Here is a 26,154-nt window from a genome sequence, read left to right on the forward strand (position 1 = left end):
GTCCACCGTTCGGCCAGGGCACACCGGCGGTAGAGCCGGTACCGAGGCGCTAGTGTCGATCTCGTGCCGACGCGGAGAGCGAAGATCCCAGCGACGAAGTACCCGGTCGAACGGTTCACCCTCGACAACGGCCTGCGCGTGGTGCTCACGCCGGACCGCAGCGCCCCGGTCATCGGGGTCGCTGTGGTCTACGACGTCGGCATCCGCTCCGAGCCCGAGGGACGCACCGGGTTCGCCCACCTCTTCGAGCACCTGATGTTCCAGGGCTCGGAGAACCTGGAGAAGCTGGCCCACTTCCGGCACGTCCAGGGCGCGGGCGGGACGTTCAACGGCTCCACCCACCTGGACTACACCGACTACTTCGAGACGCTGCCCGCCAACGCACTGGAACGGGCGCTGTTCCTGGAGGCCGACCGGATGCGCGGCCCCCGGCTGACCGAGGAGAACCTGCGCAACCAGGTGGACGTGGTGAAGGAGGAGATCCGGGTCAACGTGCTGAACCGGCCGTACGGCGGGTTCCCCTGGCTGACGCTGCCCCCGGTGATGTTCGACACCTTCCCCAACGCGCACGACGGCTACGGCTCCTTCGTCGACCTGGAGTCGGCCACCGTGTCCGACGCCGCCGACTTCTTCCGCCGCTACTACGCCAGCGGCAACGCGGTGCTCGCGGTCAGCGGCGACATCGACGTGGCCGAGGCGACCACGCTCATCGAGCGGCACTTCGGGGACGTGCCGGCCCGGCCCGCCCCGCAGCGGCCCGACTTCGCCGAGCCCGACCTGACCGCCGAGCGGCGCAGCACGTACACCGACGCGCTGGCCCCGCTCCCGGCGGTGGCCGGCGCGTGGCGGGTGCCCGACCCGATCAGTGACTTCGCCAGCTACCTGCCCTACGTGGTGCTGGCCGAGGTGCTCACCGACGGCGACGCCTCCCGGCTGGTCGAGCGGCTGGTGCAGCGCGACCGGTCGGTCACCGGCCTCGGCGGGTACCTCGGCTTCATGGGCGACCCGTTCGACGTGCGCGACCCCACCGCGCTGCTGCTCCAGGCCCACCTGCCGCCCGGCGGCGACGTGGACAAGGTGCTGCGCACCGTCGACGAGGAACTGGACCGGCTGGCGGCCGACGGGCTGACCGACGGGGAGCTGGCGCGTACCCAGGCCCGGATGGCCACCCACCTGCTGCGCGACACGGACGCGGTGCTCGGCCGCGCGTTGCGGATGGCGGTGCTGGAACAGCAGCGGGGCGAACCCGGCCTGCTCAACGACCTGCCCCGGCTGGTCGGCGAGGTGACCGAGGAACAGGTCCGCGCCGCCGCCGCCACCCTGCGGCCCGAGCGCCGCGCGGCAGTCGAGGTCGTTCCCGGAGGTGCCCGATGACCACCACCACCGTCCGGCCGCTGCCGGCGCTGCGCCCGAACCGCCGGCTCAAGGTGCCCAAGCAGGCCGAGCGCACGCTCCGCAACGGCCTCACCGTGATCGCGGTACGCCGCTCCTCCGTACCGCTCGTCGAGCTGCGACTGTGGATGCCGTTCGGGCGCACCCACCTGGCCCGCGGCGCGATGCTGGCGCAGACCATGCTCTCCGGCACCGAGGCGCACAGCGCCACCGAGCTGGCGGCCGAGTTGCAGAAGGTCGGCGGCGGGCTGACCGCCGGTCTCGACCCGGACCGGCTGATGCTCTCCGGCGCGGGCCTGGTCACCGGCCTGGACCGGATGCTGGAGCTGCTCGCCGAGGTGCTCACCGGTGCGACCTACCCCGCGGACTGGGTCGAGACCGAGCGGGACCGGCTGGTCGACCGCATCCAGGTCGCCCAGAGCCAGCCGTCGCACCTGGCCCGGACCGCGCTGCTCAAGCGGGTGTACGGCCGGCACCCGTACGCGGTGCAGACGCCCGACCCGGACCAGGTGCGGGCGGTCCGCCCGGCCGCGTTGCGGCGGCTGCACGCCGAGCGGGTGCATCCGGCCGGCGCGGTGCTGGTGCTCGTCGGCGACGTGGCGCCGGACCGGGCGCTGGACGCGGCCGAGCAGGCGTTGTCCGGGTGGCGCGGTGACGGCCACGTCGCCGAACTGCCTCCCGCGCCGCCGCTGGAACCCGGACCGCTGCTGCTCGTCGACCGGCCCGGATCGGTGCAGTCCTCGGTACGACTCGCGCTGCCGGCCGTGCCCCGCACCCACCCGGACCACGCCGCGCTGCAGCTCGCCAACCTGATCTTCGGCGGCTACTTCTCCTCCCGCTGGGTGGAGAACATCCGCGAGGACAAGGGCTATACGTACGGGCCGCACTCGCTCGTGGAGCACTCGGTGGCCGGCTCGCTGCTCGTCGCCGGCGCCGAGGTGGCCACCGAGGTGACAGCGGCGGCCCTGGTGGAGACGAACTACGAGCTGGGCCGCCTGGCGACGGTGCCGCCGAAGGCCGACGAGCTGGAGCAGGCCCGCCAGTACGCGCTCGGCACGCTCCAGCTCGGCATGTCCACCCAGGCCGGTCTCGCGTCGCTGACCAGCGCGTACGCCGGCAACGGGCTGCGGCTGGACTTCCTCGCCGAGCACGCCGCCCGGCTGGCCGCCGCGACGGTGGACGACGTGGCCGAGGTGGCCGCCCGCTACCTGGCCCCGGCCCGCGCGGTCACAGTCGTGCTCGGCGACGCCGAACGGGTGGCCGACTCGCTCGCCGCGCTGACACCGGTGCGTACGGAATCGGCATGAGCGGCGAATCCGACCCGCCGCTGGCCCGGTCGACGCTCGACCGGGCCGCGCACCGGCGTACCGATCCCGCCTGGCTGACCGAGGCGTGGGAACGGGCCCGGGTGCTGGTGCTGGATTCCACCGCCGAGGGGCGGGCGCTGGTCCGGGGCGCGTCTACCCCGCCGGAGCTGGTCCTGGTCGGCCCCGGTGAGCTGCCCGAGGTGCCCCGGTCGGTGCCGATGTTCCTCGGCGTCGAGCCGGACGGCGTACCCGTGTTCGCGGTGGACGGGCCGCTGCCGGCGCTGCCGGACACCCGCCCGGCTCACCTGCGCGAGGTCGGCCACCTGATGACCGACCGGGACGCGGGCCTGTTCACCACCGCGCTGGCGCTGCTCAACTGGCACCTGCGGCACGGCTACTCGTCGACGACCGGCAAGGCGACGAGCGCCGACGAGGCCGGCTGGTCGCGGATCGACCCGGACGGCGGCCGGGTCTGGCCGCGTACCGATCCGGCCATGATCGTGCTGGTACACGACGGTGTGGACGGCCCGGACGGCCGTTGCCTGCTCGGCAACAACGCGGCTTGGCCGCGCACCCCGGGACAGCGCCGCTACTCCTGCCTGGCCGGATACGTCGAGCCCGGCGAGTCGGCCGAGGCCGCCGTGCTGCGCGAGGTCCGCGAGGAGGTGGGCGTCCCGGTCGAGGAGATCGCGTACGTGGGCAGCCAGTCCTGGCCGTTCCCCGGCTCGCTGATGCTCGGCTTCCTGGCACGTGCCGACGCGGACGCGCCGATCCGGGTCGACCTGGCCGAGATCGCGCACGCGCGGTGGTTCACCCGCCGGGAGATCGGCGCGGCGCTGGCGGGCGAGCCGGTGCCGGTGGGCGGGGGAGACCGGCTGGTCCTGCCGCCGCCGTCGTCGATCGCGTTGTTCCTGGTGCACCGCTGGCTCGACGGCCACTGCTGACCCGGCCCGGCCCTCGTCGGGTTGCCGTGTTTCGGTCGATGCGGCGGCGCCGGTTCGGGGATGTGGCGTGGTCGAGGCCGGTGGGATACAGCCACCTCCCCGAGCTGGCGGGGTGGGGTGGGTGGGATGCCGCCACTTCGCCGAGCTGGCGGGTCGGCCGGGTTTCGGCGGTTGCGCTTCCGCGCCGCCCGGGTTCGACCTGTCGCTGCGGGTCGCCGAACTGACCGCCACCGGGGGGTGCGTGCGGCGGGACTCGCGGTCGGGTTGGCGGGTTTCGGCTGGTGGGTGGCACCAGCTCGGGGAAGTGGTGTGGTCCAGACCGGTGGGATACAGCCACCTCCCCGAACTGGCGAGGTGGGCTGGTGGGATACCGCCACTTCGCCGAACTGGCGAGCTCGCCGGGGTCGGGTTGGCGGGTTCGGCTGTCGGGGCGGCGCCAGTTCGGGGAAATGGCGTGGTCGAGGTCAGTCGGTCACCACCACTTCGCCGAGCTGGTGGGTCGGCCGGGTTTCGGTGGTCGTGCCACCGCCGGGTGAGTGCGGCGGGACTCGCGGTCGGGTTGGCGGGTTTCGGCTGGTGGGTGGCACCAGCTCGGGGAAATGGTGTGGTCGAGGGCGGTGGGATACAGCCACCTCCCCGAACTGGCGAGGCCGGGCGGACCTGGGCCGGGCGGACCTGGGCCGGGCGGACCTGGGCCGGGTGGAACGGGGGTGGGGCGCGGCCCCGACCCGGACCGTCGTTGCCGCGACGGTCGCGGGCCGGGAACACGTGCCGTCGAGGCCGGGTGAGGCGGGTGAACGGCGGGGGAGGCCGGTCCGGCCACGACGGACGTCAGCGTCCGGTCATCCACCGTCCCAGCGGTACGGGTGCCCGGGAGCGGATTCCTCGATCGGCAGCACCTTGACCCGGTGCCGGCCTGTGCGTACCGCACCGACGGCGGACAGTGCGCGGGCGAGCAGGAGCGCGGCGTCCCGGTCCTCGGCGTGGACGACCTGGCGGCGGGGCTCCGGCGTGCTCGTCTCGTCCCGCAGGCGGCCCCCGCCGGCCCAGGCGGCGGCGATGTCGGCGTCGGCGGCGGTACGGATCTCGGTGCGGACGATCAGGAACCGCATGGTGTCCCCCGGACAATCGGCGGTTACACGCTGGAACTTCCACGTCACTCCCGCGTCATGTTACGCCGATGTGACAGCCCGGCAAGGGGAACGCGCCAGCTCGACCGATCGGGGGATCCCAGGTCAGCACCGTTGTCGGGGGTGGACGCGCGAAGGGCCGCCGGCGCACGCCGACGGCCCTCCGGGGTTCGCCGGATCAGTCCAGATCGAACTGACCGCTCTTCGTTCCGGCGAGGAAGCCGAGCCATCCGGCCCGGTCGAACAGCAGGACCGGTCCGCTCGGGTCCTTGCTGTCCCGCAGCGCCACTGTGGCCGGCCCGGAGCCGAGCGGCGCGACCTCCACGCAGTTGGAGGTCTGGCTGCGGGTGCTCTTGCGCCAGGCGGCGCCGGCGAGCCGTCCCGAGCGGGCGGTCGTGCTGGTGTGGATCTCGTTCATGGTGCTTGCTCCTGGTGAGGTGCTCCGATGGGTCCGAGCGACGCCGGAGCGCGGGCGGTGTCCGTGCCGGATCACCGTTCCGTGGTGAGGCGCCCCGAGTCCCGGCGTCGCTGGGCCGGCGCCGTTGCCGGCCCGTACGCCACCGTGGACTCGACTGCCGTGCCGGTCAGCCGTCCCGTCGCCTCGATCAACCAGGAGAGGGTGTCCGATGCGGAGAGCGCCGACGAGCATAGCCACTCGAACACCACTTTATAGCGATTTAGGGTGTTTACCTCGGTCGACATGACGTCGGTGAACCCACCTTCGATGGCGAGTGTCTCCGGATCGAGGGGATCGGCGAACCGGTAGACCGAGAACGCGGTCGGCGGAAGGTACCAGTCACCGACCCGGGTGTCCCGCAGCAGCAGGCGCAGCGTCACGTTCGGCAGCAGCGCCATCTCGCACAGGTGGACGAGCTGCTCGTGCAGCACCTCCGGTGGCCCGGCACGGCGGCCGAGCGCCGCCTCCTCCAGCACCGCCGTGTAGCGGGGCACGTCGGGGGAGCGGGTCAGCAGCGACTGGCGGGCCTGCCGCGCGCGTACCTCGGTCTCGGGATCCTCGGTCTCCGGGTCGCCGGCCTCGGCGGCGACCTGCGCGGCGGACATGATCCGGTGCCGGGCGTACCCGGGCGTCTGCAGCAGCCCCGGCACCAGCACCGGGTTGTACTCGGAGATCTCCGCGCAACCCGCCTCCAGTTCGGCGAAGGCGCGCTGCTGCTGGGTCATCACCGGGAAGTTGCGCAGCCAGCCGCGCATGTCGCCGGCCTCGTGGGTGATCCCGGTCAGTTCCGCGCGCTGCTCCTCGTCGGCGCCGTAGAGCGTCAGCAACACGTCCACGTCGTCCGGGTCGGGACGGCTGCGGCCGTTCTCCAGACGGGACAACTTGGATGCGGAGGCCCAGCCGATCCGCTCGATGACCTGGTCACCGGTCAGACCGGCCTGTTCGCGGAGCCGACGCAGCTCGATGCCGAGTCGACGACGGCGCAGAATCGGGCCTGGTACGGCAGGAGGCACGGCGTCCTCTTTCCCGTCGACCGTCGCTTGACGCGACGGTAACTGTATGAAATTCGCCCCCCACGGTCAGTATGGACGGCGCGACCGGCGTCGGAGGTTCCGGCAAGGGCGTGTCACGAGACAAAAAGAGGACCGTGGAGGGTGTCTTCACCAGCGCCCGCCCCCGACGCGCCCTGGTGGCGCACCCCTGCCGGAGGGAACCGATGCGCACCGTCCTGCGCCGCCCCGACTTCCGTCTCCTGTTCGCCGCGCTCGTCGCGAGCATGGCGGCGGAGTCGGTCCTGCTGCTCGCCCTGGCCGTCTGGGTCAAGGATCTGACCGGTTCGGACAGCATGGCCGGGGCGACCATCTTCGCGGTCATCGCGCCGATGACGCTCGCCCCGCTGGTCGGCTGGGTGGTCGACCGCTACCGGAGGCGTCAGTTCTTCATCGCCGCCAACCTGGTCGCGGCAGTGCTGCTCGGTCCGCTGCTCACGGTCCGGGACCGGTCCGACGTCTGGGTGATCTACGTGGTCGCCGCGCTCTACGGACTGTCGTACATCACGCTCACCGCCGTGCTCAACGGACTGATCCGGCATCTGGTTCCGCCCGATCTGCTCGCCGACGCGAACGGGCTGCTCCAGACCGTCCGGCAGGGTCTGCGGCTGATCGGGCCGCTGGCCGGGGCCGGTGTCTACGCCGCAGTCGGCGGCTGGCTGCTGGTCCTGCTGGCCATGACCGGCTTCCTCGTCGCGGCGGCGGTGGTCGGGCGGCTGCGCGTGGAGGAGAGCACGCCGTCGCGGCCGGGTCGGCGCGGGCCGTCCGAACTGGGCGCGGGGCTGCGGCACCTGACCGGCGAGCCGGCGCTGCGCCGGGCGCTGCTCGGGTACGGGCTCGGCTCGCTGGTGATGGGCTTCACCGAGTCGCTGATCTTCGCGTACGTCGATCTGGGCCTGCACCGCGACGCCGCGTTCGTCGGCGTGCTGGTCATGGTGCAGGGCGTCGGCGGGCTGGTCGGCGGCCTGTTCTCGGCCGCCGTGGTCCGCCGGTTCGGCGAGGTCGGCGCGCTCGCCGCGGGCGTGACGTTCTTCGGGCCGGCCGCGCTGGCGCTCGCGTACCCCCGGTTGTGGCTCGGGGTGGTGGCGCTGCTGCTGGCCGGCCTCTCGCTGCCGCTGACCATGGTGGGGTTGAACACGCTGATCCAGCGGCGGACGCCGCCGCGGCTGCTGGGCCGGGTCACCGCCGCGTCCGAGGCGCTGGTCAGCGGCCCGCAGGCGCTCTCCATCGGCACCGGCGCGCTGCTCGTCGGCGTGTTCGACTACCGGCTGCTGTTCGCACTCGTCGGTGCGGTCACCACGGCGGCCGGCCTCTACCTGTGGCGGGGGCGCGGGCTGACCATGCCGGTCGCCGGACCGGTGCGGATCCCGGCGCCCCGGAAGCCGGCCGACGACGGGGTGCTCAGCCGCGGTGGTTCCTGAACGACGGCGAGCGGCCGCACCCGGATCGGGTGCGGCCGCTCGTGCGTCGCGGGCGGATCAGCCGGGCAGCGCGGCCAGGTGCTGCTTGACCTGGGTGATCGAAGGGTTGGTCAGGGCGCTGCCGTCGGCGAAGCGCAGCGTCGGGACGGTCTGGTTACCGCCGTTGACGCCCATCACGAAGTCCGCGGCCGTCGGGTCCTGCTCGATGTCGACCACCTCGTACGCGATGCCCTCCCGGTCGAGCTGCGACTTCAGCCGGTGGCAGTAGCCGCACCACGGGGTGGAATACATCGTCAGCATGGTCTGGTCCTCCAAGGGGTGGCTCGCGCCCGGTCCGATCAGGCCAGGCTAACCGCTGCAACGTCACACGATGCTGGGATGATTCCCTGCTGTGGGCGTTCACTCAGCGGCGGAACGGGTGCTGGCCGGGCTGGATCCGGAGCAGCGCTCCGCGGTGACCGCTCCGGCCGGTCCGGTCTGCATCCTGGCCGGCGCCGGCACCGGCAAGACCCGGGCGGTGACCTCGCGGATCGCGTACCGGGCGCTGACCGGGGACATCGCCGGCCGGCATGTGCTGGCGGTCACGTTCACCGCCCGCGCCGCCGCCGAGATGCGCAGCCGGCTCGGCGTGCTCGGGGTGCAGGGGGTGCAGGCGCGCACGTTCCACGCCGCGGCGCTGCGGCAGGTCCGCTACTTCGCGCCCCGGCTGCTGGCCGGGCGGGCCATGCCGGAGCTGCTGGACAGCAAGGTGCGGGTGGTCACGCTCGCCGCCGCCAAGGTCGGCCTGCGCGCCGACCGGGCCGCCGCGCGGGACCTGTCCGCCGAGATCGAGTGGGCCAAGTCGTCGCTGGTCGAGCCCGGGGAGTACGTCGTCGCAGCGGCCAAGGCGCTGCGCGAGACGCCGTACGAGCCGGCCCGGGTGGCCGACGTGTTCGACGCGTACGAGCGGCTCAAGCGCGGCAACGGGGTGATCGACTTCGAGGACATGCTGCGCGCCGCGGTCTGGGGCATCGAGGAGCACCCGGACGTGGCCGAGCAGGTGCGCAACCAGTACCGGCACTTCGTGGTCGACGAGTACCAGGACGTCAACCCGCTCCAGCAGCGGCTGCTGGAGGCGTGGCTGGGCGGCCGGGACGACCTCACAGTGGTCGGCGACGCCAGCCAGACCATCTACTCGTTCACCGGCGCCACCTCGTCGTACCTGGTCGACTTCCCCCGCCTGCACCGCGGCGCGACAGTCGTCCGGCTGGTCCGCGACTACCGCTCCACCCCGCAGGTGGTCGGGCTCGCCAACGCGGTGATCTCGCAGGCCCGGGGCACCGAGGCGCGGCTACGGCTGGAGCTGCACGGCCAGCGCCGGCCCGGCCCGGAACCGGAACTGCGGATCTTCACCGACGAGCCGGCCGAGGCGAACGCGGTCGCGGCCCGCTGCCGGGCGCTCGTGGCGGGCGGCACCCCGGCGCGGGAGATCGCGGTGCTGTTCCGCACCAACGCGCAGTCCGAGGCGTACGAGAAGGCGCTCTCCGAGGCCGGGGTGCCGTACGTGCTCCAGGGTGCGGAGCGGTTCTTCGAGCGGCCCGAGGTGCGCCAGGCGATGATCGCGTTGCGCGCCGCCACCCGGTCGGCCGACGCGGGAACCCCGCTGCCGGCCGCCGTGGTCGAGGCGCTCACCGCCGTCGGCTGGGCGCCCGACGCGCCCCCGCCCGGCGGCGCCGCACGGGAGCGGTGGGAGGCGCTCGCCGCGCTGGTCCAGCTCGCCGAGGAGTACGCGGCGCAGGCCGAGGAGGAACCGGGCCTGACCGGGTTCACCGAGGAACTCGCCCGGCGGGCCGCCCAGCAGCACGTGCCCACAGTCGAGGGGGTGACGCTCGCGTCGCTGCACTCAGCGAAAGGGCTGGAGTGGGACGCGGTGTTCCTGGTCGGGCTGGCCGAGGGAACGCTGCCCACCACGTACGCGAAGACCATGGAGCAGGTCGAGGAGGAACGGCGGCTGCTCTACGTCGGGATCACCCGGGCCCGGGAGTGGCTCTGGCTGTCGTACGCCACCGCGCGCTCGCCGGGTGGGCGGGCCCGGCGGCCCTCGCGGTTCCTGCCGCAGCTCGACCGGTCCGGCGGCGGGGAGCGGGCCGGCGGCGGCGGGCCGGCGCGGCGGGCCGAGCGGCGCCGACCGCAGGTGGTCTCGTGCCGGATCTGCGGTGCCACGCTGCTCGCCGGCGCGGACCGCAAACTGGGCCGCTGCCCGACCTGCCCGTCGGACATCGACGAGGAGCTGTACGAGCGGCTGCGCGAGTGGCGGCAGCGGGTGGCGGGCGCGCAGAAGGTGCCGGCGTACGTGGTCTTCACCGACGCCACGCTCACCGCGCTGGCCGAGCGGAAGCCCGGCCGCACCGAGGAACTGGTGGCGATCGCCGGGATCGGGCCCCGAAAAGTCGGGCTTTACGGGGATACGGTGCTCGCCCTGGTGGCGGGCGCCACGGTGGACGAGGTCTGCCCACAGAAAACTTCTGAAAACTAGCCGTAAATCGTTTGCCCTCCCCCGAGGGCTAGGAATAGCCTCATGACACACCTCGCGAGCGGCGCCGTTCTGGCTGCTCAAAGGGGATGAGTCCACGGTCGGCACGAGGAGAGTAGGGAGGTGGCACCAATGAAGATCTTCACCTATGAGCGTCTTGCGGCGATGCCGTCTGCCGTCGCTCCGCTGTCGGCTGTCCGGGTGGCCCTCGCCGCTCGACCGTCGGCTCCGCAGGTGCACCAGGTCCCGGTTCAGGCCGAGCTGAACCTGACCGTTGCGCCGATCGCCGGAGTCGAGGGGACCAGTGGCTTCGCGGGCAAGGGCATCGATGGCGCCAAGAAGCGCACGGATGTCCGCGGTGTTCCACCTCGAGGTAGACCGGTCTGATCCATCAGACCACCGGCTCACCTCGAGGCCGCGGAACCCGCATACCGGGATCCGCGGCCTCAGTTTTTTTGTCCCGCCGAAGTACGTCGGAATGCGATCCACGAGATCGAAGTGAGAGAGAGGTGACCGGAGGATGAGTCTGGCGTTGGCCCCCCTCGACGTGAGCGTCGACGTGGAGGCGAACCTGCCCTGCCGGAAGTTCGACCCCGACCTGTGGTTCTCCGACTCGCCCGCCGAGCTCGAGCTGGCCAAGTCGCTCTGCGGGGACTGCCCGCTGCGCGTCGAGTGCCTGGCCGGGGCGGTGGAGCGAGCCGAGCCCTGGGGCGTCTGGGGCGGCGAGATCTTCGAGCGTGGCGCGGTCGTCCCGCGCAAGCGGCCCCGTGGCCGTCCGCGCAAGGAGGACCTCGCCCGTGACGCGCAGCTCCGGGTCGAGGCGGAGGCGCGACTGGCGGCCAGCGGGCTGTCCGAGTCGCGTAGCTCCGTCCGGCTGGCAGCCTGACAAACCTACGTTCCGAAACCGACCGATGCCGGTGTCCCTCCACCGGCCGACCTGAGAGAGAAACCCTGATGCTGAACCTGCCGAACGGATTCGAGATGCAACTACTCCACGAAGCGTTGTCCAGGGCCCGAATGCGCCGGCCTCAGGCCGGTCGCACCACCACGAGCACTGAGGCAACCCGTTCCGCCCGTACCGTCGCCATGCGGGGTCGCAGCCAGTCGGCCCGCGACCTGGGCGTTCTGTAGAACGATCGCGTGAGGAAGGGGCGGTGACCGACAGGTCACCGCCCCTTCGCCGTGCCCGCGCGCTCGCCGGCTTGCGCTCAGACCACCGGCGCGAAGCCTGGTAGCCAGCGTTCCAGGATCGACCGGTAGGACGCCTTCGCCTCCAACTGGCAGAGCACCCCGATCGAACCCAGCGTGACCCGGTGGATCATCAGGTACGACGGGGGCAGGTTGAGCTGCCGGCTGAGCTGGTAGGCGGGGGAGCGAGGGCTGGCCAGCCGGGTCGCCTCGCCGCGCAGCCAGGCCCGGGTGAAGCGGAACTCCTCCGCGGCGATCGGCTCCAGCATCGGACGCAGGAAGTCGAGCACCGCCGGGGCGTCGATCGACTCGGTGCGGCTGACGAAGCCCTCGGCGCGCAGCCCTTCCACCACCGCGTCGGCGTCCCCGCGCAGCGCCAGTGCTGCGATCCGGCCGATCGGCTCGGGCGTGCCCTGCGGCATCCGGGCCACCGCTCCGAAGTCGATCACGCCGAGCCGGCCGTCCGGGAGCAGCCGGAAGTTGCCCGGGTGCGGGTCGGCGTGCAGCAGCCCGGCCCGCTCCGGCGCGGACAGGTGCAGCTCGGCCATCAGCCGGCCGGCCTCGTTCCGCTGCTCCTCGGTGCCCTCCCGGATGATCTGGGACAGCGGAATGCCTTCCACCCACTCGGTGATCAGCACCCGCGGCGCGGCGTCGAGCACCTCCGGAATGAAGATGTCCGGGTCGTCGGCGTACGCGGCGGCGAACGCCCGCTGCGACTCCGCCTCCAGTTCGTAGTCCAGCTCCTCGGTGATGCGCTCGCGCAGCTCGGCCAGGAGCGGCTTCACGTCCAGCCCCGGCTGGATGGCCCGGAACATGCCGCCGAGCCGGGAGAGCTGCTTGAGGTCGGCGAGCAGGGCGTCACCCGCCCCCGGGTACTGGATCTTCACGGCCACGTCCCGGTGCTGGGGGCCGCCGTTCGGCCCGTACCCCGGGTCGCGCCAGACCGCGCGGTGCACCTGGCCGATGCTCGCCGCGGCGGCCGGGGTGTCGTCGAACTCGACGAACCGGTCGCGCCAGTCCGGGCCGAGCTGCTCGGCGAGCACCTTGTGCACTGTCGCCGCAGGCAACGGCGGCGCGGCCTCCTGGAGCTTGGTCAGCGCCTGCCGGTAGGGCGCGGCGACCTCCTCGGGCAGCGCCGCCTCGAACACCGACAGGGCCTGGCCGAACTTCATCGCCCCGCCCTTGAGCTGCCCGAGCACGCTGAACAACTGCTCGGCGGTGCGCTGCTGGATCTCGGCGGAGATGACGTCGGACGCGAGGCCGGTCACCCGCTTGCCCATGCCGAGGACGGTTCGACCGGCGAACCCGAGCGGCAGGGCGGCGAGTTTGGCGGTGCGGGACACGGCCCGGCGCGGGATGTCGGTCACCCGGCCATTGTTACCGACGCGGGGCCTCCGCTGCTGCCGTGCGGCGGGTAGTGGCCGGGGCCGACCGGATCGGGCGACGCCGGCAGCAACCGCAGGAGGGGTGTGGGGGCCACCGTCGGTAGCGGACGCGACCCGGACCCCGGACCTCCACCGCGCCGCCGAGCGTCTCCGGCTGGGCGCCGTCGAGCTGGGCCAGCACCTCGGCCGTGGCGAAGGCCGCCGCGGCGAGCCCGGTGGCGGCGGCGCAGGCGCGCGCGCCCCGGTCGGCGGCGAGCTGGGCGGCGAGCGCGGGCCAGTCCGGATCCCGGTCGCCGCGGTGCAGGTCGAGGCAGCGCAGGCAGGGGCCGGCGGGCGGGCGGACCAGCGGACCGACCACCGGTACGCCGCCGCGCAGGTCGAGCAGCAGATGGGGCTGACGCCGGCGGGCGTACCCGGTGGCCAGCAGCTCGGCCGGACGGTCGACGCCGAGCTGCACCACCAGGTCCGGCCGGGCCGCCCGGGACGGGCCGGTGACAGTTCCGGGCGCGCATCGTTCCAGCGCCGCGCGTACCGCCGGGGCCAGCGGACGGCCCAGCTCCGCGGCGGTCAGGCCGGTCCCGACCAGGTCACCCGCGCCGACCGGGCCGGCCAGATCGGGTACGACGTGCCCGACCCCGGCCTGGGCCAGCGCGACGGCGACCGCCGCGCCGAGGCGTCCCGTACCGGTGACCAGCACCCGGGCGGCACGGCGGCGGCGCAGCAGCCGGGCCGGTGTGCCGGGCAGGTCGGGCGACGCGAGCGCCAGTGCGGCAGCCTCGGCGGCCAGCCGGTCCCGGGCCGCTCCGGCCAGCTCGCGGGGGAGCAGTGCCTGTGCCGGCACCACCAGCCCGGCGTCCCGGAGCGTGTCGAGCAGGGCGCGTGCTTCCTCGGGCGGGACTCGCGCGGCGCCCGCCCCGGCCAGCACGGCGCGTTCGCTGCGGGTGCCGTCGAGCAGGTCGAGCAGGCGGGCCGTTCCCGGCGAGGACATCTCCAGCAGCACCGCGCGGCCGGGCGGCTCGCCCAGCTGGAGCGTGTGCCGGTCGCGCCAGAGCCGGGTCAGGCCGGGCAGCAGGACGGGACGGACGAGCGGTGTCGGATCGGTCACGCCACTGATCGTGACCGTCTCCACGCGCTCCGTCGCTCGTTGTCCACAGGTGCGGCGAGCCGTGGCCAGCGTTGTCCACAGGATCTCGCCGGTTTTCCACAACCAGCCGGTAACTGTGTCGGCTACACGACGGAGGAGGACGGCCGACGGCCGTCCTCCTCCGTTTCTGCCGTACGGGTCAGACCTTGGCCTTGCCCAGGATGCGGTTCACTGTTGTGCCGCACACCGGGCACTTGCCCTTGGCCATGTTCATGCCGGTCTTCGAGACCTCCACGTGCCCCTCGAAGTCCCGCTTCTCCTTGCACTTCACGCAGTAACCGTTGTAGGTCTGGGCCTGGTCGGCCACGGTAGCCTCCTCGTCTCGTCCGCCGGAGGTGTCCCGGCGGGTCTCCCTGCGGCGGCCCACGCGTGGCACCGGCGCCGGGGGTTCTCCGCGGTCAGTCACCTGACCGTGGTTGGCGGACCCTACCCAGGTCTGGGCGGTTCCATGTCAGCTGTACGCCGACTCTGTGAGCAAGTCGACGTCGAGAGTGTGCATGCCGAGTAACGTCGGATAAGTCAGTTTCGCGCGGACACGCCGGATGAATGCACCCAGATCCGCTTCGCGAGGCCCCCCGACAGTCACCCGTCGTAGATCACTTAACGTGAACAGGGTCGGTCAGGTGATGGTCAGCTACCGTCGCAAAGAATTTTTTCCGGACTCCTGACAATCAACCGCCACTTTCCGGGCGCGTGTCGTCGTGTTGACTCTTGCGGAGTCCTGGTCAGTACGCATTAGCTTTCCATCGTGACAGTCAACCGAGGCTGCGCGGACCGGTAATGGCCGTGACGCGGAAGCCCGTCGTCGAGGTGCGGCGCAGCCAGCGTCGGCGGCGCACGGTGTCCGCGTACCGGGACGGTGAGCGCGTCGTCGTGCTGATCCCCGACCAGTTCTCCCGGGCCGAGGAGAGCGAGTGGGTCGACCGGATGCTCGCCCGGCTCGCCGCCCGCGAGGGACGGCTGGCCCGCTCGGATGCCGAACTGCTCGCCCGCGCCACCCGCCTGATCGATCTCTACCTGCCCGAACACGGGTCGGCCGCCGCGCCGGCCAGCGTCCGCTGGGTGACCAACCAGAACGGCCGCTGGGGCTCCTGTACGCCCGCCGACCGCACCATCCGGATCTCGCACCGGGTCCAGGACATGCCCGACTGGGTGATCGACTACGTGCTGCTGCACGAGCTGGCGCATCTCATCGTGCCCAGTCACAACGCCGACTTCTGGGCGCTGGTCGCCCGCTACCCGAGGTCGGAGCGCGCCCGCGGCTACCTGGAGGGCGTGGCCGCCACCGCCGCCATCCCCTGACCACCGCCCATCGCGGTCGATCATGAAGTTGGCCTGGCGTTTCGTCCGCTTCGTCACCGCCAACCTCATGATCGTGAACGGACGCGGGTGGGGCGGGGGTTAAGGTCGGCGAATGTCGCGACGTGTGGTGGTGGCGCTGCTCGGCCCGGTGACCTGGACGCCGCCCGGAATCGATCCGGCGCGATGGCGTACCGCGCTCGCCGAGGACGTGGTGGACCTGCTCGCCACGCTGAACGAGGTGGAGACCGCGGTGGCGGTCACCAGCCGGGACCGATGGCTGGCCGACGCCGTGGTCTGGCCCGGCACCCAGGTGTACGAGGTGCCCGAGCCCACGCCGAACGCGGTGTTCGCGGCGCTGGCCGGTGACCGGGCGGCCCGCGACGGCGGGGCGACCGGCTACGACCAGGTGGCGGTGGTGGCGGCGGACGCGCCGGACGTGCCCGGTCTGACGCTCGGCAAACTGCTCCGGCCGCTCACCACCCGGCCGGTGGCGGTGGCCCCGGTCGAGGGGAGCGGAACCGGGCTGCTGGGAGTGGCGGCGCGACTGCCCGTACCGGCGTGGCTGCCGGCGCTGGACCTGGACACCACCGCGCCGGCCGAGGTGCGACGGGCGGCACCGAGCCCGGGCGACGTGGCGGTCACCGCCGGCTGGCACCGGATGCGCGGCCCGGCTGACCTGGCCGCACTCGATCCGGCCGTCGAGGGCTGGGAGGCGACGCGCGCCCTGCTGTCCGGCCGCCCCGTCTAGACCTTCCGCCACCCCGCCGCCTCCGCGCCCGCCCTGCCCGCACCGCGCTGCCCGCCCTGCCGCCGATTCGCCGATCTTGGAGTTGTGGCACCTCACAGAAGCCGCACTCGGGACATCCTGGGCGCCACAACTCCAAGATCGACGGTGAGATGGGCGAGGGCGGGGCGGGGAACGCGGACGGGGCCCGCACGGTGAACCGTGCGGGCCCCGCTCGCGTACGCGTCAGTGCTTGTCGTCGTCCTCGCCGGGGGACTTCTCCTCCGGGGCGCCGGGGGCGGAGAAGTCGAAGTTCGCCAGCTCGTCGTCGAGGTCGGTGCTCGTCGTGGCGAACGCCTCCGGGGCGGCGAAGTCGTCGTCGGAGGGCAGCAGGTCCGGGTGGCCCCAGACCGCGTCCCGGCCGGCGATGCCGCGGTGCTCGGTCAGCGCCGCCCACAGCACCGTCGCCTCACGCAGGCGGCGGGGCCGCAGTTCGAGGCCGACCAGCGCGGCGAACGTCTGCTCGGCCGGGCCACCCGCGGCGCGGCGGCGGCGGAACGCCTCGCCGAGGCGTACGACGTTGGGGAGGCGGTCACCGGCGGCGCTGTCGACGACGTGGCAGACCCAGCCCTCGACCAGGGCGAGCACGGTCTCCAGCCGGGCCAGCGACGCCTTCTGCGCGGGCGTGTCCTCGGGCGTGAAGATGCCCTCCAGGGCGATCGCCTGCATCGACTCCGGGTCGGTCGGGTCGACCCGGCCCATCGCCTCCTCGATCGCCTCCCGGTTGACCCGGATGCCCGCGGCGTAGTTCTCCACAGCCGTCAGCACGTGCCCGCGCAGCCACGGCACGTGCTGGAACAACCGCTGGTGGGCGGCCTCGCGCAGGGCCACGTAGAGGCGTACCTCGTCCTCGGGCAGCTCCAGGCCCTCGCCGTACACCTTGATGTTGGCGGGGACGAGCGCGGCGGTGCCGGCGGGGCCGAGCGGCAGGCCGATGTCACCGGCGGAGAGCACCTCGGCGGCGAGCGAGCCGAGCGCCTGGCCGAGCTGGCCGCCGAAGAGGGCGCCGCCGAGCGTGGCGACCATCGACTGCATCGGGCCGAGCTGGGCGCGGGCCTCCGGCGGCACCAGGTCGCCCATCGCGCCGACCATCCGGCTGGCCACCGGGTCGCAGAGCTTGCGCCACACGTCGAGCGTCTTGAAGATCCACTCGTTGCGGTTCCAGGCGACCGAGGTGCGGATGCCGGAGGGCCACGAGGTCGCCGGCTCCAGCCAGAGGTCGGCGATGCGCAGCGCCTCCTCGACCGCGTTGCGTTCGAACGGCGACACCGCCGGGTCGCCGGCGGCGGCGAGCTGGCTGGCGGCTACCTGCCGGGCGAGGTCCCAGTTGACCGGCCCGCTGCCCGGCGCCGAGAGCAGGTGCTGCAACTGCGACATGAACTGCTGCATCGCCGCGGGATCGTTGGGGTCCGGTGGTTGACCACCCGGGAGCGCGAAGCCGAACGGAATATCAGGCACGACGTCTACGGTACGCGGGGCCCGCCGCAGGTCGTGCCACTCGGCGTTGCGCTGAGGGCGAAGTCCGCCGGTCACCGCGCCGGATGGCACGGTACGGATCGGTACGCTCTGGCCCATGAGACGTCGCGGCGTGACCGTCCTCCTCGGTGCCCTGCTCACCGCCCTGCTCAGCGTCGGCGTGCTGAGCGTGCCGCTGCCGTACGTGGTGCTCGGCCCCGGTCCGACGGTGAACACGCTGGGCAGTGAGGACGGCAAGGAGGTCATCCAGGTGACCGGCCGCGCGACGTCCACCTCCGCCGGTCAGCTCCGGCTCACCACTGTCGGTGTGCAGCCGACCGTGCGGCTGCGGTCGGCGCTGGCCGGATGGTTCTCCTCGGACGAGGCGGTGGTGCCGCGGGAGCTGGTCTATCCGCCGGGGGAGTCGCAGGAAGAGGTCGAGAAGCGCAACGCGGAGGACTTCCAGAACTCGCAGACCAGCGCCGAGACGGCGGCGCTGCGCGAGCTGGGCTACCCGATCAAGGTGCTGGTCAAGGCGGTCACGCCGGGCGGCCCGTCGGTCGACGTGCTGCGCCCCGACGACGTGGTCACGTCGGTCGACGGGGTGCCGGTGACGAGCGCGGCCAAGCTCACCGAGCTGATCCGGGCGAAGCCCGCGGGCACCGCGCTGACGATCGGCTACACCCGGGGTGACACACCGGGTACGGCGACGGTGACCAGCCGAGAGCAGGACGGCCGCCCGCGCATCGGTGTGGAGATCGACCAGCAGCAGCCGCACCCGTTCACCCTGAAGATCGACCTGGGTGACATCGGCGGGCCGAGCGCCGGGCTGATGTTCTCGCTCGGCATCATCGACAAGCTGGAGCCCGCCGACCTCACCGGCGGGAAGATCATCGCCGGTACCGGCACCATCGACGACGAGGGTCGCGTCGGTCCGATCGGCGGCATCGCGCAGAAGCTGGTCGGCGCCAAGGACGCGGGCGCGAAGGCGTTCCTGGTGCCCGCCGACAACTGCGCCGAGGCGGTCCGCAACCCGCAGCCGGGACTGCCGCTGCTGAGGGTCGCCACGCTGGGTGAGGCATTGAAGGCACTCGAGACGCTGCGCGCCGGGGGACAGCCGACGCGCTGCTGAGGCGGGCCGGGCGGCGGCCGGCGGGCGGATCGTGACGTGACCTTGACCCGACGTGCTCAGGAACACCCCGTACTCTTGGTGCCTGGTCGGAGCCGATCACATCGAGCGTGCGGAGCCAACAGTGGTCATGCGTAGCAGTCCCTTACCGAGGATGAGCCGGCGCGGACGCGTCACCATCGGTGTCCTGATCGGGGTGTTCATCTTGTTCACCCTCCTCGGGTGGGGCGTCAACGCCTGGACCGACTGGCTCTGGTTCGACGAGGTCCGCTACACCCAGGTCTTCACCGGCGTGCTCGCCACCCGCCTGCTGCTGTTCCTCGTTGTCGGCGTCGGCATGGCGCTGCTCGTCGGCGGCAACCTCTGGCTGGCCCACCGGCTGCGGCCCAAGATGCGTCCGCACTCGGCCGAGCAGGCCACGCTGGAGCGCTACCGGATGCTGCTGAGCCCGCGGCTCGGCACCTGGATCGCGCTCGCCGCCGCCGTCGTCGGGCTGTTCGCCGGCCTCTCCGCGCAGAGCCGCTGGGGTCAGTGGCTGCTGTTCCGCAACGGCGGCGACTTCGGCGTGAAGGACCCGGAGTTCGGCGTCGACGTCGGCTTCTACGTCTTCCAGCTCCCGTTCTGGCGCTACCTGCTCGGCGTCGGCTTCACAGTCGTGGTGCTGTCGCTGCTCGGCGCGCTGGCGGTGCACTACATCTTCGGCGGCGTGCGCCTCCAGGGCGTCGGCGACCGGATGACGAACGCCGCCCGCGCCCACCTCAGCACGCTGGTAGCCGTGTTCGTGCTGCTCAAGGCCGTCGCCTACGTGCTGGACCGGCGGGCCATGCTGCTGGAGTACAACGAGGGCGCCAAGCTCTACGGCGCCGGCTACGCCGACGTGAACGCGCTGCTCCCGGCGAAGGAGATCCTCGCCTGGATCTCCGTCCTGGTGGCGCTGGCGATCATCGTGTTCTCCAACGCGGTCATGCGGAACCTGGTCTGGCCGGGCATCTCGCTGGCCCTGCTGGGCGTCTCCGCGGTGGCGATCGGCGGCATCTACCCGTGGGCCGTGCAGACGTTCGAGGTCAAGCCGAGCGCCCGGGACAAGGAGGCGCCGTACATCGAACGCAGCATCAAGGCCACCCGCACCGCGTTCAGCCTCGACGGCACGAAGACCACACCGTACGCGGCCAGCAACCTCGTTCCACCCGCCAGCCTGGCCACCGACACGTCAGTGGTGTCGAACATCCGGCTGCTCGACCCGCAGTTGGTCTCCGAGACGTACACGCAGCTCCAGCAGGTCCGCGGCTTCTACGACTTCGGCTCGAAGCTGGACATCGACAGGTACTCGGTCAAGGACAAGACCTCCGACTACGTGGTCGGCGTCCGTGAGATCAACTACGGCGAGCTGACCGACCAGCAGAGCAACTGGATCAACCGCCACACCGTCTACACCCACGGGTACGGCCTGGTGGCCGCCCCGGCGAACCAGGTGGTCTGCGGCGGCCAGCCGTACTTCGTCTCCGGCTTCCTCGGCGACAAGGCACAGGAGGCGTGCTCCGCGCCGACCGAGGAGATCCCGGCCCAGCAGCCGCGGATCTACTACGGCGAGCGGATGGAGCCGGACGACTACGCGATCGTCGGGCAGACCGGCGAGCGCAACGTCGAGTTCGACCGGCCCACCTCCACCGGCGGCGAGCAGTACTACACCTACACCGGTGAGGGCGGCGTCAAGATCGGCTCGTTCCCGCGCCGGCTGCTCTACGCGATCAAGGAGCAGGAGTCGAACTTCCTGCTCTCCGAGGCGGTCAACGAGAACTCGAAGCTGCTGTACGTGCGTAACCCGCGCGACCGGGTGGAGAAGGTCGCGCCGTTCCTCACGCTCGACGGCGACCCGTACCCGGCGGTGGTCGACGGGCGCGTCCTGTGGATCATCGACGGCTACACCACGGCCGCGACCTACCCGTACGCCGAGCGGGTCAACCTCCAGGCCGAGACCGCCGACGAGCTGACCGGCCGGGGCACGTTCCAGCTCGCCCGGGAGAACGTCAACTACATCCGCAACTCGGTGAAGGCGACTGTCGACGCGTACGACGGCACGGTCAAGCTCTACTCGTACGACGACACCGACCCGGTGCTCAAGGCGTGGAACAAGGCGTTCGGCGGCGACCTGGTGCTGCCCAAGGGCGACATCCCGGCCGAACTGGCCGAGCACTTCCGCTACCCGGCCGACCTGTTCAAGGTGCAGCGCAACCTGCTGACCAAGTTCCACGTCACCGACCCCGGCGACTTCTACTCCGGCCAGGACTTCTGGCAGGTGCCGAACGTGCCGGACGCGCCGGACAGCGGGCAGAAGCAGCCGCCGTACTACCTGTTCACCCAGTTCCCCGGGCAGGACGGTCCACGCTTCCAGCTGACCTCGGCGGTCACCCCGAACGGGCGGCAGAACCTCGCCGCGCTGGTCTCCGGGTCGTACGTCGACGGGCAGCCGAAGCTGGAGGTGCTGGAGCTGCCGGACCAGACCCGGATCTCCGGGCCGACGCAGGTGCACCAGCAGATGACCAACAACGGCGACATCCGGCAGCAGCTCAACCTGCTCTCGTCCAACCAGGCGCAGGTGCAGTACGGCAACCTGCTCTCGCTGCCGTTCGCCGACGGCATGCTCTACGTCGAGCCGGTGTACGTGAAGAGCAGCAGCCAGGACGCGTACCCGCTGTTGCAGAAGGTGCTGCTCTCCTACGGTGACGGCGGCTCGTACGTGGTGCTCGCCAACAACCTCAGCGACGGCATCAAACAGCTCGTCGAGCAGGGCAAGCGGGCGCCGAACAACAACCCACCGCCCAGCACCGACGACAACCCCACGCCGCCGCCCACCGGGGGCGACAACAACAACACGCCGCCGCCGATGAGCGGGGAGCTGGCCCAGGCGGCCGCCCGGGTGCAGACCGCGATCGCCGAGGTCAAGGCCGCGCAGACGTCCGGCGACTTCGAGCGGTACGGGCGTGCGCTGAAGGCGCTGGACGAGGCGATGAGCGCGTTCCAGCAGGCCCAGGCCGCGGCGAACGGCTCGGGCAACCCGGCGCCGTCGGGCAGCGTCTCGCCACCGGCGCCGACGTCGCCCGCGCCGACACCGGGCGGCTGACGCCGAGCTGACACCACGAGCCCGTGGTCCGGGACCGCAACGGTCACCCGGGCCACGGGCTCGTGTCGTGAAGCGGACTCCCCGGCCGCAACCCCGCACCCCGCCGCGCCGTCAACAGTGCAGGTGAACGTGTGGGGGCGGGAGGGCACATGCGGGACGCGGACAGCTTCGACGACTTCTACCGCAGCACGTCCGGGCGGGCCGTCCGGTACGGCTACGCGGTGGCCGGCGACCCGGCCGAGGCCCAGGATCTCGTGCAGGAGGCGTACGCCCGGGCCTGGCGGCAGTGGGCGAAGCTCGCCGGCCATCCCGCGCCGGAGGCGTGGCTGCGGCTGGTGATCAGCCGGCTGGCGACCGACCGGTTCCGGCGGCTGCGCGGGTGGCGCCTCGCGGCCAGCCGCACCGGCCCGCCACCCGATGTCGGACCGCCCGGCGAGGACACCGTGCTGCTGGTCGCGGCGCTGCGGCAGCTCCCGCCCCGGCACCGGCAGGCGCTCGCCCTGCACTACCTGTTCGACCTGCCGGTGGAGGAGATCGCCCGGGAGGCCGGCGTGCCCACCGGCACGGTGAAGTCCTGGCTGTCCCGGGGACGGGCCCGGCTGGCCGAGCTGTTGCCCGGCGTCGCCGCCGAGGAGCTGGAGGTCAACGATGTCGCGTGAACTGCACCGCTACTACCGGTCCCTCGCCGCCGACACCGACGAGCGGGTGCTGCCGGCACCGGACCGGCTGCGCCGCAGCGCCGACCGCTGGGCCCGGCGCCGCGCCGCGATCACCGTCCTGGCCGCCGCCGGGCTGGTCGCCGGCACGGTGGCCGGAAGCCGGCTGGTGCTCGCCGCCGGGCCGGGGCCCGTCCCGGTTCCACCCCCCGCGGGTACGCCCACCCCGCGGCCGTCGGCCGCCGCGCCCTCGGTCGCGCCGTCGCCCACCACGCCGCCGCCGGCCGTCGGCCGTACCTCCGGCTCGCGCAGTCCGATCGTGACCACCACGCCTCCGGCCGCGGCGACCCCGACCACGATCCCGGACCGGGCGTTCTTCGTGCTGCCCGCCGCGAACGACGCCGGCACCGGCAACTACTTCGGCCCGGGACCGGTCCTGCCGGTGCTGTGCGGCGCGACGCCCGGCGACGAGCGGGTCGTCGCGCAGCGGGCCCGGTCGCTGCCGTACCGGCGGGCCGGCGCACCGGCCGACGAGGTGCCGTCCGGCAACTACCGGCACAGCATCACGATCTACCGGTCCGGCGGCGCCGGCGCGGCGCTGGCCGAGCTGCGCGGGGCGGTACGCGCGTGCCCCGAGCAGCCCGCCCGGGGCACGCCGCCGGTGACGGTGCGGCAGCGTCTGCTGCCCGACAGCGGGTACGGCGACGAGTCGGTGCTGTTCGAGACGCGGACGCCGTACCGGGACGCCAACGGCGATCCGAGCGGCGGCGACGAGGTGCACCTGGTACGCGCGGTGCGCTCCGGCGACGTGGTGACGGTGCTGTGGGAACAGGGCTGGGAGAGCACCTCGACCCAGCGCGCCCAGTTCGACGCGGACAGCCGCCGGGCGGTCGAGGCGATCCGGCGGTGGCTGGACTGAGTACCCGTTTTGCGCCTGCCCGGGTCGGTGCGCTACGGTTGTCGAGCCGACGCGGGGTGGAGCAGCTCGGTAGCTCGCTGGGCTCATAACCCAGAGGTCGCAGGTTCAAATCCTGTCCCCGCTACTCGTGACGAAGGGCCCCGGAGTTCTCTCCGGGGCCCTTCGCCGTTCCTGCCCGAGGCGTCCCGGGAACGGTCGGCAGCGGATCCGGGTACCCGGCTGATCTCCAGGATCGGGGTGCGATAAGCTTTGTGAGCCGACGCGGGGTGGAGCAGCTCGGTAGCTCGCTGGGCTCATAACCCAGAGGTCGCAGGTTCAAATCCTGTCCCCGCTACCAAGGTTCAGGCCCGGAATCCACGGATTCCGGGCCTGAACTCATTCCGGGGCCGTCTCGGTGAGTGCGAGCAGTTCCGCGCGGGCCAGCCGGAGCTGCTCGTCAGTGACATAGGCGGTGCCGATGCCGATGGCGAGTCCCTCCGCGGCGTACCGGACGGCCCAGACGCGGCCCGGTGGCAGGCCGTCGGCCTCGAAGGCGCGGTTCCAGCGCGCCGGGTCCTCGGGATCCACCGCGAGCACGTGCTCCATGCTGTCGATCCCGAGTTGCGCGAGCAGGCCGGTGGCGCTGTTCAGTTCCGCCAGGTACGCGCTGTCCCCGGTGAGGGCGCGCACGTAGCCGCGGGTGAAGGCGCCGGGCCGGTCGTCGCCGGGGTCGACGTGGGCGTTCACCTCCTCCCAGAATCGGGTGATCACCTGCTCGACCAGTGCGGCGAACAGGTCCTCACGGGACGGGAAGTGGTGCATCAGGCCGCTCTTGGTGACACCCGCCTCCCGGGCGATGGCGGCCAGGCTGACGTTGGCGCCGTGCCGGGTGACCACCCGTTCGGCGGCGTCCAGCACGGCCCGCCGGGTGCGTGCGCGATCGCGGATCGGACGACGGTCAGTGTCCGGCACGAGCACCTCCAGCAGACACGGGCTCGGAGGGGATGACCTTCCAGGCCACCACCGAGGCGCCGACCAGGATCACGGCGGCGACGAAGGTGGCGGACTGCATCGCCTGGGCGAAGGCGTCCTGCGCAGCGGCCACGACGCCGGGCGCCGGTGACCCGTACACGGCCGCGGCCAGGGAGTCCTCCGCCAGCGCCCGATCGGCGGCGGTGGTCCCGGCGGGGAGCGTCAGCGACGAACGGTAGAGCAGCCCGTGCAACGAGCCGAGGACGGCGATGCCGAGCGCGCCGCCCAGCTCGTACGCCGTCTCGGCCACCGCCGACGCGGCGCCCGCGCGCCGCTCCGGGACGGCGCCGACGACGGCGTCCGTCGAGAGCGTCATGGCGACACCGATGCCGAGCCCGATGACGGCGAGGCCGATGCCCAGGCCCCAGTAGCTCCGGAAGTCGACGCTCGTCCCCATGACGGCGAGCCCGACGGCGGCGACCAGCAGTCCCAGCCCGATTGCGCGGCCCGCCCCCAGCCGCGACAGCAGGACGCCGATCAGTGCCACGACGAGCACCGCGGCGAGTGTCCCGGGCAGCTCGGCGGCGCCTGCCTTCAGGGGGCCGAAGCCGCGAACCAGCTGGAGGTACTGGGAGAAGAAGAACAGCAGACCCAGGAACCCGAAGATGGCCAGCACGTTGGCTGCAAGCGCGCCCGAGAACGCCGGCACCTTGAACAGCGAGACGTCGAGCAGCGGCACCGCCAGCCGGTTCTGCCGCCGCACGAACCACCATCCGGCCAGCAGCCCGACAGCGGTGGCCGCCACGGTGAGGGCGTCGACGCCGTCACTGAACAGACGCTTGAGGGCGAAGACCAGCGGGACGATCGTGACGATGGACAGCGCCGAGGAACCCACGTCGATCCGCGCCGGCGCCTCGCCCTTCGACTCCGGCAGCAGCAGCCGTCCCGCCACCAGCGCCAGCACCATGACCGGCACGTTGATCAGGAAGACCGATCCCCACCAGAAGCGCTCCAGCAGCGCGCCGCCCACCAGCGGGCCGAGCGCGGCCCCGGCGGTCGCCCCGGCCGACCAGAGCGCGATGGCCCGGGCCCGCTGAGCGCGATCGGCGAACATCGACCGGACGATGGAGAGCGTCGACGGCATCAACGTGGCGCCGGCCAGGCCGAGAAGCGCACGGGCCGCGATCAGCACCTCCGGGGTGGAGGCGAAGGCCGCCAGCACGGACGCCGAGCCGAACCCCACAGTGCCGATCATCAGCAGGCGCTTGCGGCCGATCCGGTCGGCCAGGTTGCCCATCGTGATCAGGAGCCCGGCGAGCACGAAGGCGTAGATGTCCCCGATCCACAGGATCTGCGTGGCGGTGGGCCCGATGTCCTCGGTCAGTGACGGGACCGCGAGGTAGAGGACCGTCCCGTCGACGGCCAGGAGAAGGACCACGAGGACGAGTACCACGAGGGCAGCCCATTCCCGCTTCCCGGCGAGGGCCGGTGCGGGGACCGAGGGCGGGGAGGAGGTCACCAGGGAACCGTAACAGTCCAAATGGACGGCTAATCGTGAGTAAAGCCACCCGGCCTGCGGCGACGACGCGACGTGTCCGGAGACATCCGCCCTGTCCGCCGTGCCCCGGTTGCGGGCCTCGGCGAGGATGGGGACATGTCTGCATGGAACAAGTGGTGGGGCCGCCTGGGCGCGGTCCTCGGTACGGTCGTGCTCTCGGTCTTCGTACCGGTCGCGGCCTGGGCGTCGTCCGGCACCGGCGAGATCGTGGTGGAGGCGGCGCGCCGGCGGTCCCGTGGCGGGTTCGGCATCCTCGGCCTGCTCTGCTGCCTCGTGGTGGTCGGCGGCATCGTGCTGCTGGTGGTGCTGCTCACCCGCGGCCGCCGCAACCGCCCCCCGCGCTGACACCC

The 26,154-nt window shown here is 72.6% G+C and carries 24 protein-coding genes and 2 tRNA genes; 16 read left to right on the plus strand and 10 right to left on the minus strand.

What is annotated here, in order from left to right; all coding sequences use genetic code 11:
- The first annotated feature begins 63 nt into the window (after positions 1–63).
- The 3 genes from IF06_RS0124745 to nudC are packed head-to-tail and all read left to right on the plus strand — an operon-like array spanning position 64 to position 3,643.
- Positions 64–1,374, plus strand: coding sequence for a M16 family metallopeptidase (locus tag IF06_RS0124745; protein WP_030273866.1), 1,311 nt, complete (start codon positions 64–66; stop codon positions 1,372–1,374).
- A complete protein-coding gene (locus IF06_RS0124750) occupies positions 1,371–2,699 on the plus strand; it encodes a M16 family metallopeptidase (RefSeq protein WP_013288413.1) in 1,329 nt (442 codons plus the stop codon). The genes IF06_RS0124745 and IF06_RS0124750 overlap by 4 nt, the downstream gene beginning before the upstream one ends.
- Entirely contained in the window at positions 2,696–3,643 is a 948-nt protein-coding gene (gene nudC / locus IF06_RS0124755) for an NAD(+) diphosphatase (RefSeq protein WP_030273869.1), read from the plus strand. Before IF06_RS0124750 ends, nudC begins: the two co-directional genes overlap by 4 nt.
- 842 nt (positions 3,644–4,485) lie before the next feature.
- Here nudC and IF06_RS0124760 read toward each other — a convergent pair.
- From IF06_RS0124760 to IF06_RS0124770, 3 genes are all read right to left on the minus strand, one after another.
- The gene (locus tag IF06_RS0124760; RefSeq protein ID WP_013288411.1) at positions 4,486–4,755 is read right to left on the minus strand and encodes a hypothetical protein; all 270 of its coding nucleotides are present in this window, start codon (positions 4,753–4,755) and stop codon (positions 4,486–4,488) included.
- Between the two features lie 196 nt (positions 4,756–4,951).
- Positions 4,952–5,191: a DUF397 domain-containing protein gene (locus tag IF06_RS0124765; protein ID WP_013288410.1), complete on the minus strand. Its 240-nt coding sequence runs from the start codon at positions 5,189–5,191 to the stop codon at positions 4,952–4,954.
- A 71-nt stretch (positions 5,192–5,262) separates the two neighbouring features.
- Positions 5,263–6,243 (minus strand): helix-turn-helix domain-containing protein, encoded by a 981-nt coding sequence (locus IF06_RS0124770; RefSeq protein WP_013288409.1) that lies wholly within the window; start codon positions 6,241–6,243, stop codon positions 5,263–5,265.
- A 203-nt stretch (positions 6,244–6,446) separates the two neighbouring features.
- Between IF06_RS0124770 and IF06_RS0124775 the strand changes: the two genes are divergently transcribed.
- On the plus strand, positions 6,447–7,700 hold the full coding sequence (locus tag IF06_RS0124775; protein ID WP_030273871.1) for an MFS transporter: 1,254 nt from the start codon (positions 6,447–6,449) through the stop codon (positions 7,698–7,700).
- A gap of 57 nt (positions 7,701–7,757) precedes the next feature.
- Here IF06_RS0124775 and IF06_RS0124780 read toward each other — a convergent pair whose 3' ends face one another.
- The gene (locus IF06_RS0124780) at positions 7,758–8,000 is read right to left on the minus strand and encodes a mycoredoxin (protein WP_013288407.1); all 243 of its coding nucleotides are present in this window, start codon (positions 7,998–8,000) and stop codon (positions 7,758–7,760) included.
- A 91-nt stretch (positions 8,001–8,091) separates the two neighbouring features.
- Between IF06_RS0124780 and IF06_RS0124785 the strand changes: the two genes are divergently transcribed.
- From IF06_RS0124785 to IF06_RS0124790, 3 genes are all read left to right on the plus strand, one after another.
- Positions 8,092–10,215, plus strand: coding sequence for an ATP-dependent DNA helicase UvrD2 (locus tag IF06_RS0124785; protein ID WP_013288406.1), 2,124 nt, complete (start codon positions 8,092–8,094; stop codon positions 10,213–10,215).
- A 129-nt stretch (positions 10,216–10,344) separates the two neighbouring features.
- Positions 10,345–10,599, plus strand: coding sequence for a hypothetical protein (locus IF06_RS33225; protein ID WP_013288405.1), 255 nt, complete (start codon positions 10,345–10,347; stop codon positions 10,597–10,599).
- Between the two features lie 133 nt (positions 10,600–10,732).
- Positions 10,733–11,098 carry a WhiB family transcriptional regulator gene (locus IF06_RS0124790; protein WP_013288404.1) on the plus strand — a complete coding sequence of 122 codons (366 nt, stop codon included), beginning with the start codon at positions 10,733–10,735 and terminating at the stop codon, positions 11,096–11,098.
- A gap of 322 nt (positions 11,099–11,420) precedes the next feature.
- Here IF06_RS0124790 and IF06_RS0124795 read toward each other — a convergent pair whose 3' ends face one another.
- From IF06_RS0124795 to IF06_RS33690, 3 genes are all read right to left on the minus strand, one after another.
- Positions 11,421–12,767, minus strand: a complete 1,347-nt coding sequence (locus tag IF06_RS0124795; protein WP_013288403.1) for an ABC1 kinase family protein — start codon at positions 12,765–12,767, stop codon at positions 11,421–11,423.
- Positions 12,768–12,777: 10 nt separating this feature from the next.
- Positions 12,778–13,890: a hypothetical protein gene (locus tag IF06_RS0124800; protein ID WP_141722597.1), complete on the minus strand. Its 1,113-nt coding sequence runs from the start codon at positions 13,888–13,890 to the stop codon at positions 12,778–12,780.
- A gap of 178 nt (positions 13,891–14,068) precedes the next feature.
- A complete protein-coding gene (locus tag IF06_RS33690; protein WP_007464795.1) occupies positions 14,069–14,236 on the minus strand; it encodes a DUF5679 domain-containing protein in 168 nt (55 codons plus the stop codon).
- Between the two features lie 473 nt (positions 14,237–14,709).
- Between IF06_RS33690 and IF06_RS0124810 the strand changes: the two genes are divergently transcribed.
- Both IF06_RS0124810 and IF06_RS0124815 read left to right on the plus strand, forming a co-directional pair.
- Positions 14,710–15,231 (plus strand): M48 family metallopeptidase, encoded by a 522-nt coding sequence (locus IF06_RS0124810; RefSeq protein ID WP_013288401.1) that lies wholly within the window; start codon positions 14,710–14,712, stop codon positions 15,229–15,231.
- 112 nt (positions 15,232–15,343) lie between these two features.
- A complete protein-coding gene (locus IF06_RS0124815; protein WP_030273874.1) occupies positions 15,344–15,979 on the plus strand; it encodes a hypothetical protein in 636 nt (211 codons plus the stop codon).
- A gap of 222 nt (positions 15,980–16,201) precedes the next feature.
- Here IF06_RS0124815 and IF06_RS0124820 read toward each other — a convergent pair whose 3' ends face one another.
- Positions 16,202–17,473 (minus strand): zinc-dependent metalloprotease, encoded by a 1,272-nt coding sequence (locus tag IF06_RS0124820; protein WP_082171395.1) that lies wholly within the window; start codon positions 17,471–17,473, stop codon positions 16,202–16,204.
- Positions 17,474–17,588: 115 nt separating this feature from the next.
- Between IF06_RS0124820 and IF06_RS0124825 the strand changes: the two genes are divergently transcribed.
- From IF06_RS0124825 to IF06_RS0124850, 6 genes are all read left to right on the plus strand, one after another.
- Positions 17,589–18,602 carry a PDZ domain-containing protein gene (locus tag IF06_RS0124825; protein ID WP_030273878.1) on the plus strand — a complete coding sequence of 338 codons (1,014 nt, stop codon included), beginning with the start codon at positions 17,589–17,591 and terminating at the stop codon, positions 18,600–18,602.
- 127 nt (positions 18,603–18,729) lie between these two features.
- Positions 18,730–21,720: a UPF0182 family protein gene (locus IF06_RS0124830; RefSeq protein WP_232236766.1), complete on the plus strand. Its 2,991-nt coding sequence runs from the start codon at positions 18,730–18,732 to the stop codon at positions 21,718–21,720.
- Between the two features lie 149 nt (positions 21,721–21,869).
- On the plus strand, positions 21,870–22,379 hold the full coding sequence (locus IF06_RS0124835) for an RNA polymerase sigma factor (protein WP_013288396.1): 510 nt from the start codon (positions 21,870–21,872) through the stop codon (positions 22,377–22,379).
- Complete coding sequence (locus IF06_RS0124840; RefSeq protein WP_013475253.1) at positions 22,369–23,295, plus strand: hypothetical protein; 927 nt, start codon at positions 22,369–22,371, stop codon at positions 23,293–23,295. Before IF06_RS0124835 ends, IF06_RS0124840 begins: the two co-directional genes overlap by 11 nt.
- 50 nt (positions 23,296–23,345) lie before the next feature.
- Positions 23,346–23,419: transfer RNA gene (locus IF06_RS0124845), tRNA-Met, on the plus strand.
- 136 nt (positions 23,420–23,555) lie between these two features.
- A tRNA-Met gene (locus IF06_RS0124850) sits at positions 23,556–23,632 on the plus strand.
- 38 nt (positions 23,633–23,670) lie between these two features.
- Here the strand turns inward: IF06_RS0124850 and IF06_RS0124855 are convergent.
- Together IF06_RS0124855 and IF06_RS0124860 are read right to left on the minus strand one after the other, a co-directional pair.
- Positions 23,671–24,246 carry a TetR/AcrR family transcriptional regulator gene (locus IF06_RS0124855; RefSeq protein ID WP_030273882.1) on the minus strand — a complete coding sequence of 192 codons (576 nt, stop codon included), beginning with the start codon at positions 24,244–24,246 and terminating at the stop codon, positions 23,671–23,673.
- Positions 24,233–25,765: an MFS transporter gene (locus tag IF06_RS0124860; RefSeq protein WP_013475254.1), complete on the minus strand. Its 1,533-nt coding sequence runs from the start codon at positions 25,763–25,765 to the stop codon at positions 24,233–24,235. Before IF06_RS0124860 ends, IF06_RS0124855 begins: the two co-directional genes overlap by 14 nt.
- A 135-nt stretch (positions 25,766–25,900) precedes the next feature.
- Between IF06_RS0124860 and IF06_RS0124865 the strand changes: the two genes are divergently transcribed.
- Positions 25,901–26,149 carry a hypothetical protein gene (locus tag IF06_RS0124865; protein WP_013288392.1) on the plus strand — a complete coding sequence of 83 codons (249 nt, stop codon included), beginning with the start codon at positions 25,901–25,903 and terminating at the stop codon, positions 26,147–26,149.
- Positions 26,150–26,154 lie beyond the last annotated feature (5 nt).

Source organism: Micromonospora globosa (assembly GCF_000717585.1).
GTDB lineage: Bacteria > Actinomycetota > Actinomycetes > Mycobacteriales > Micromonosporaceae > Micromonospora > Micromonospora aurantiaca.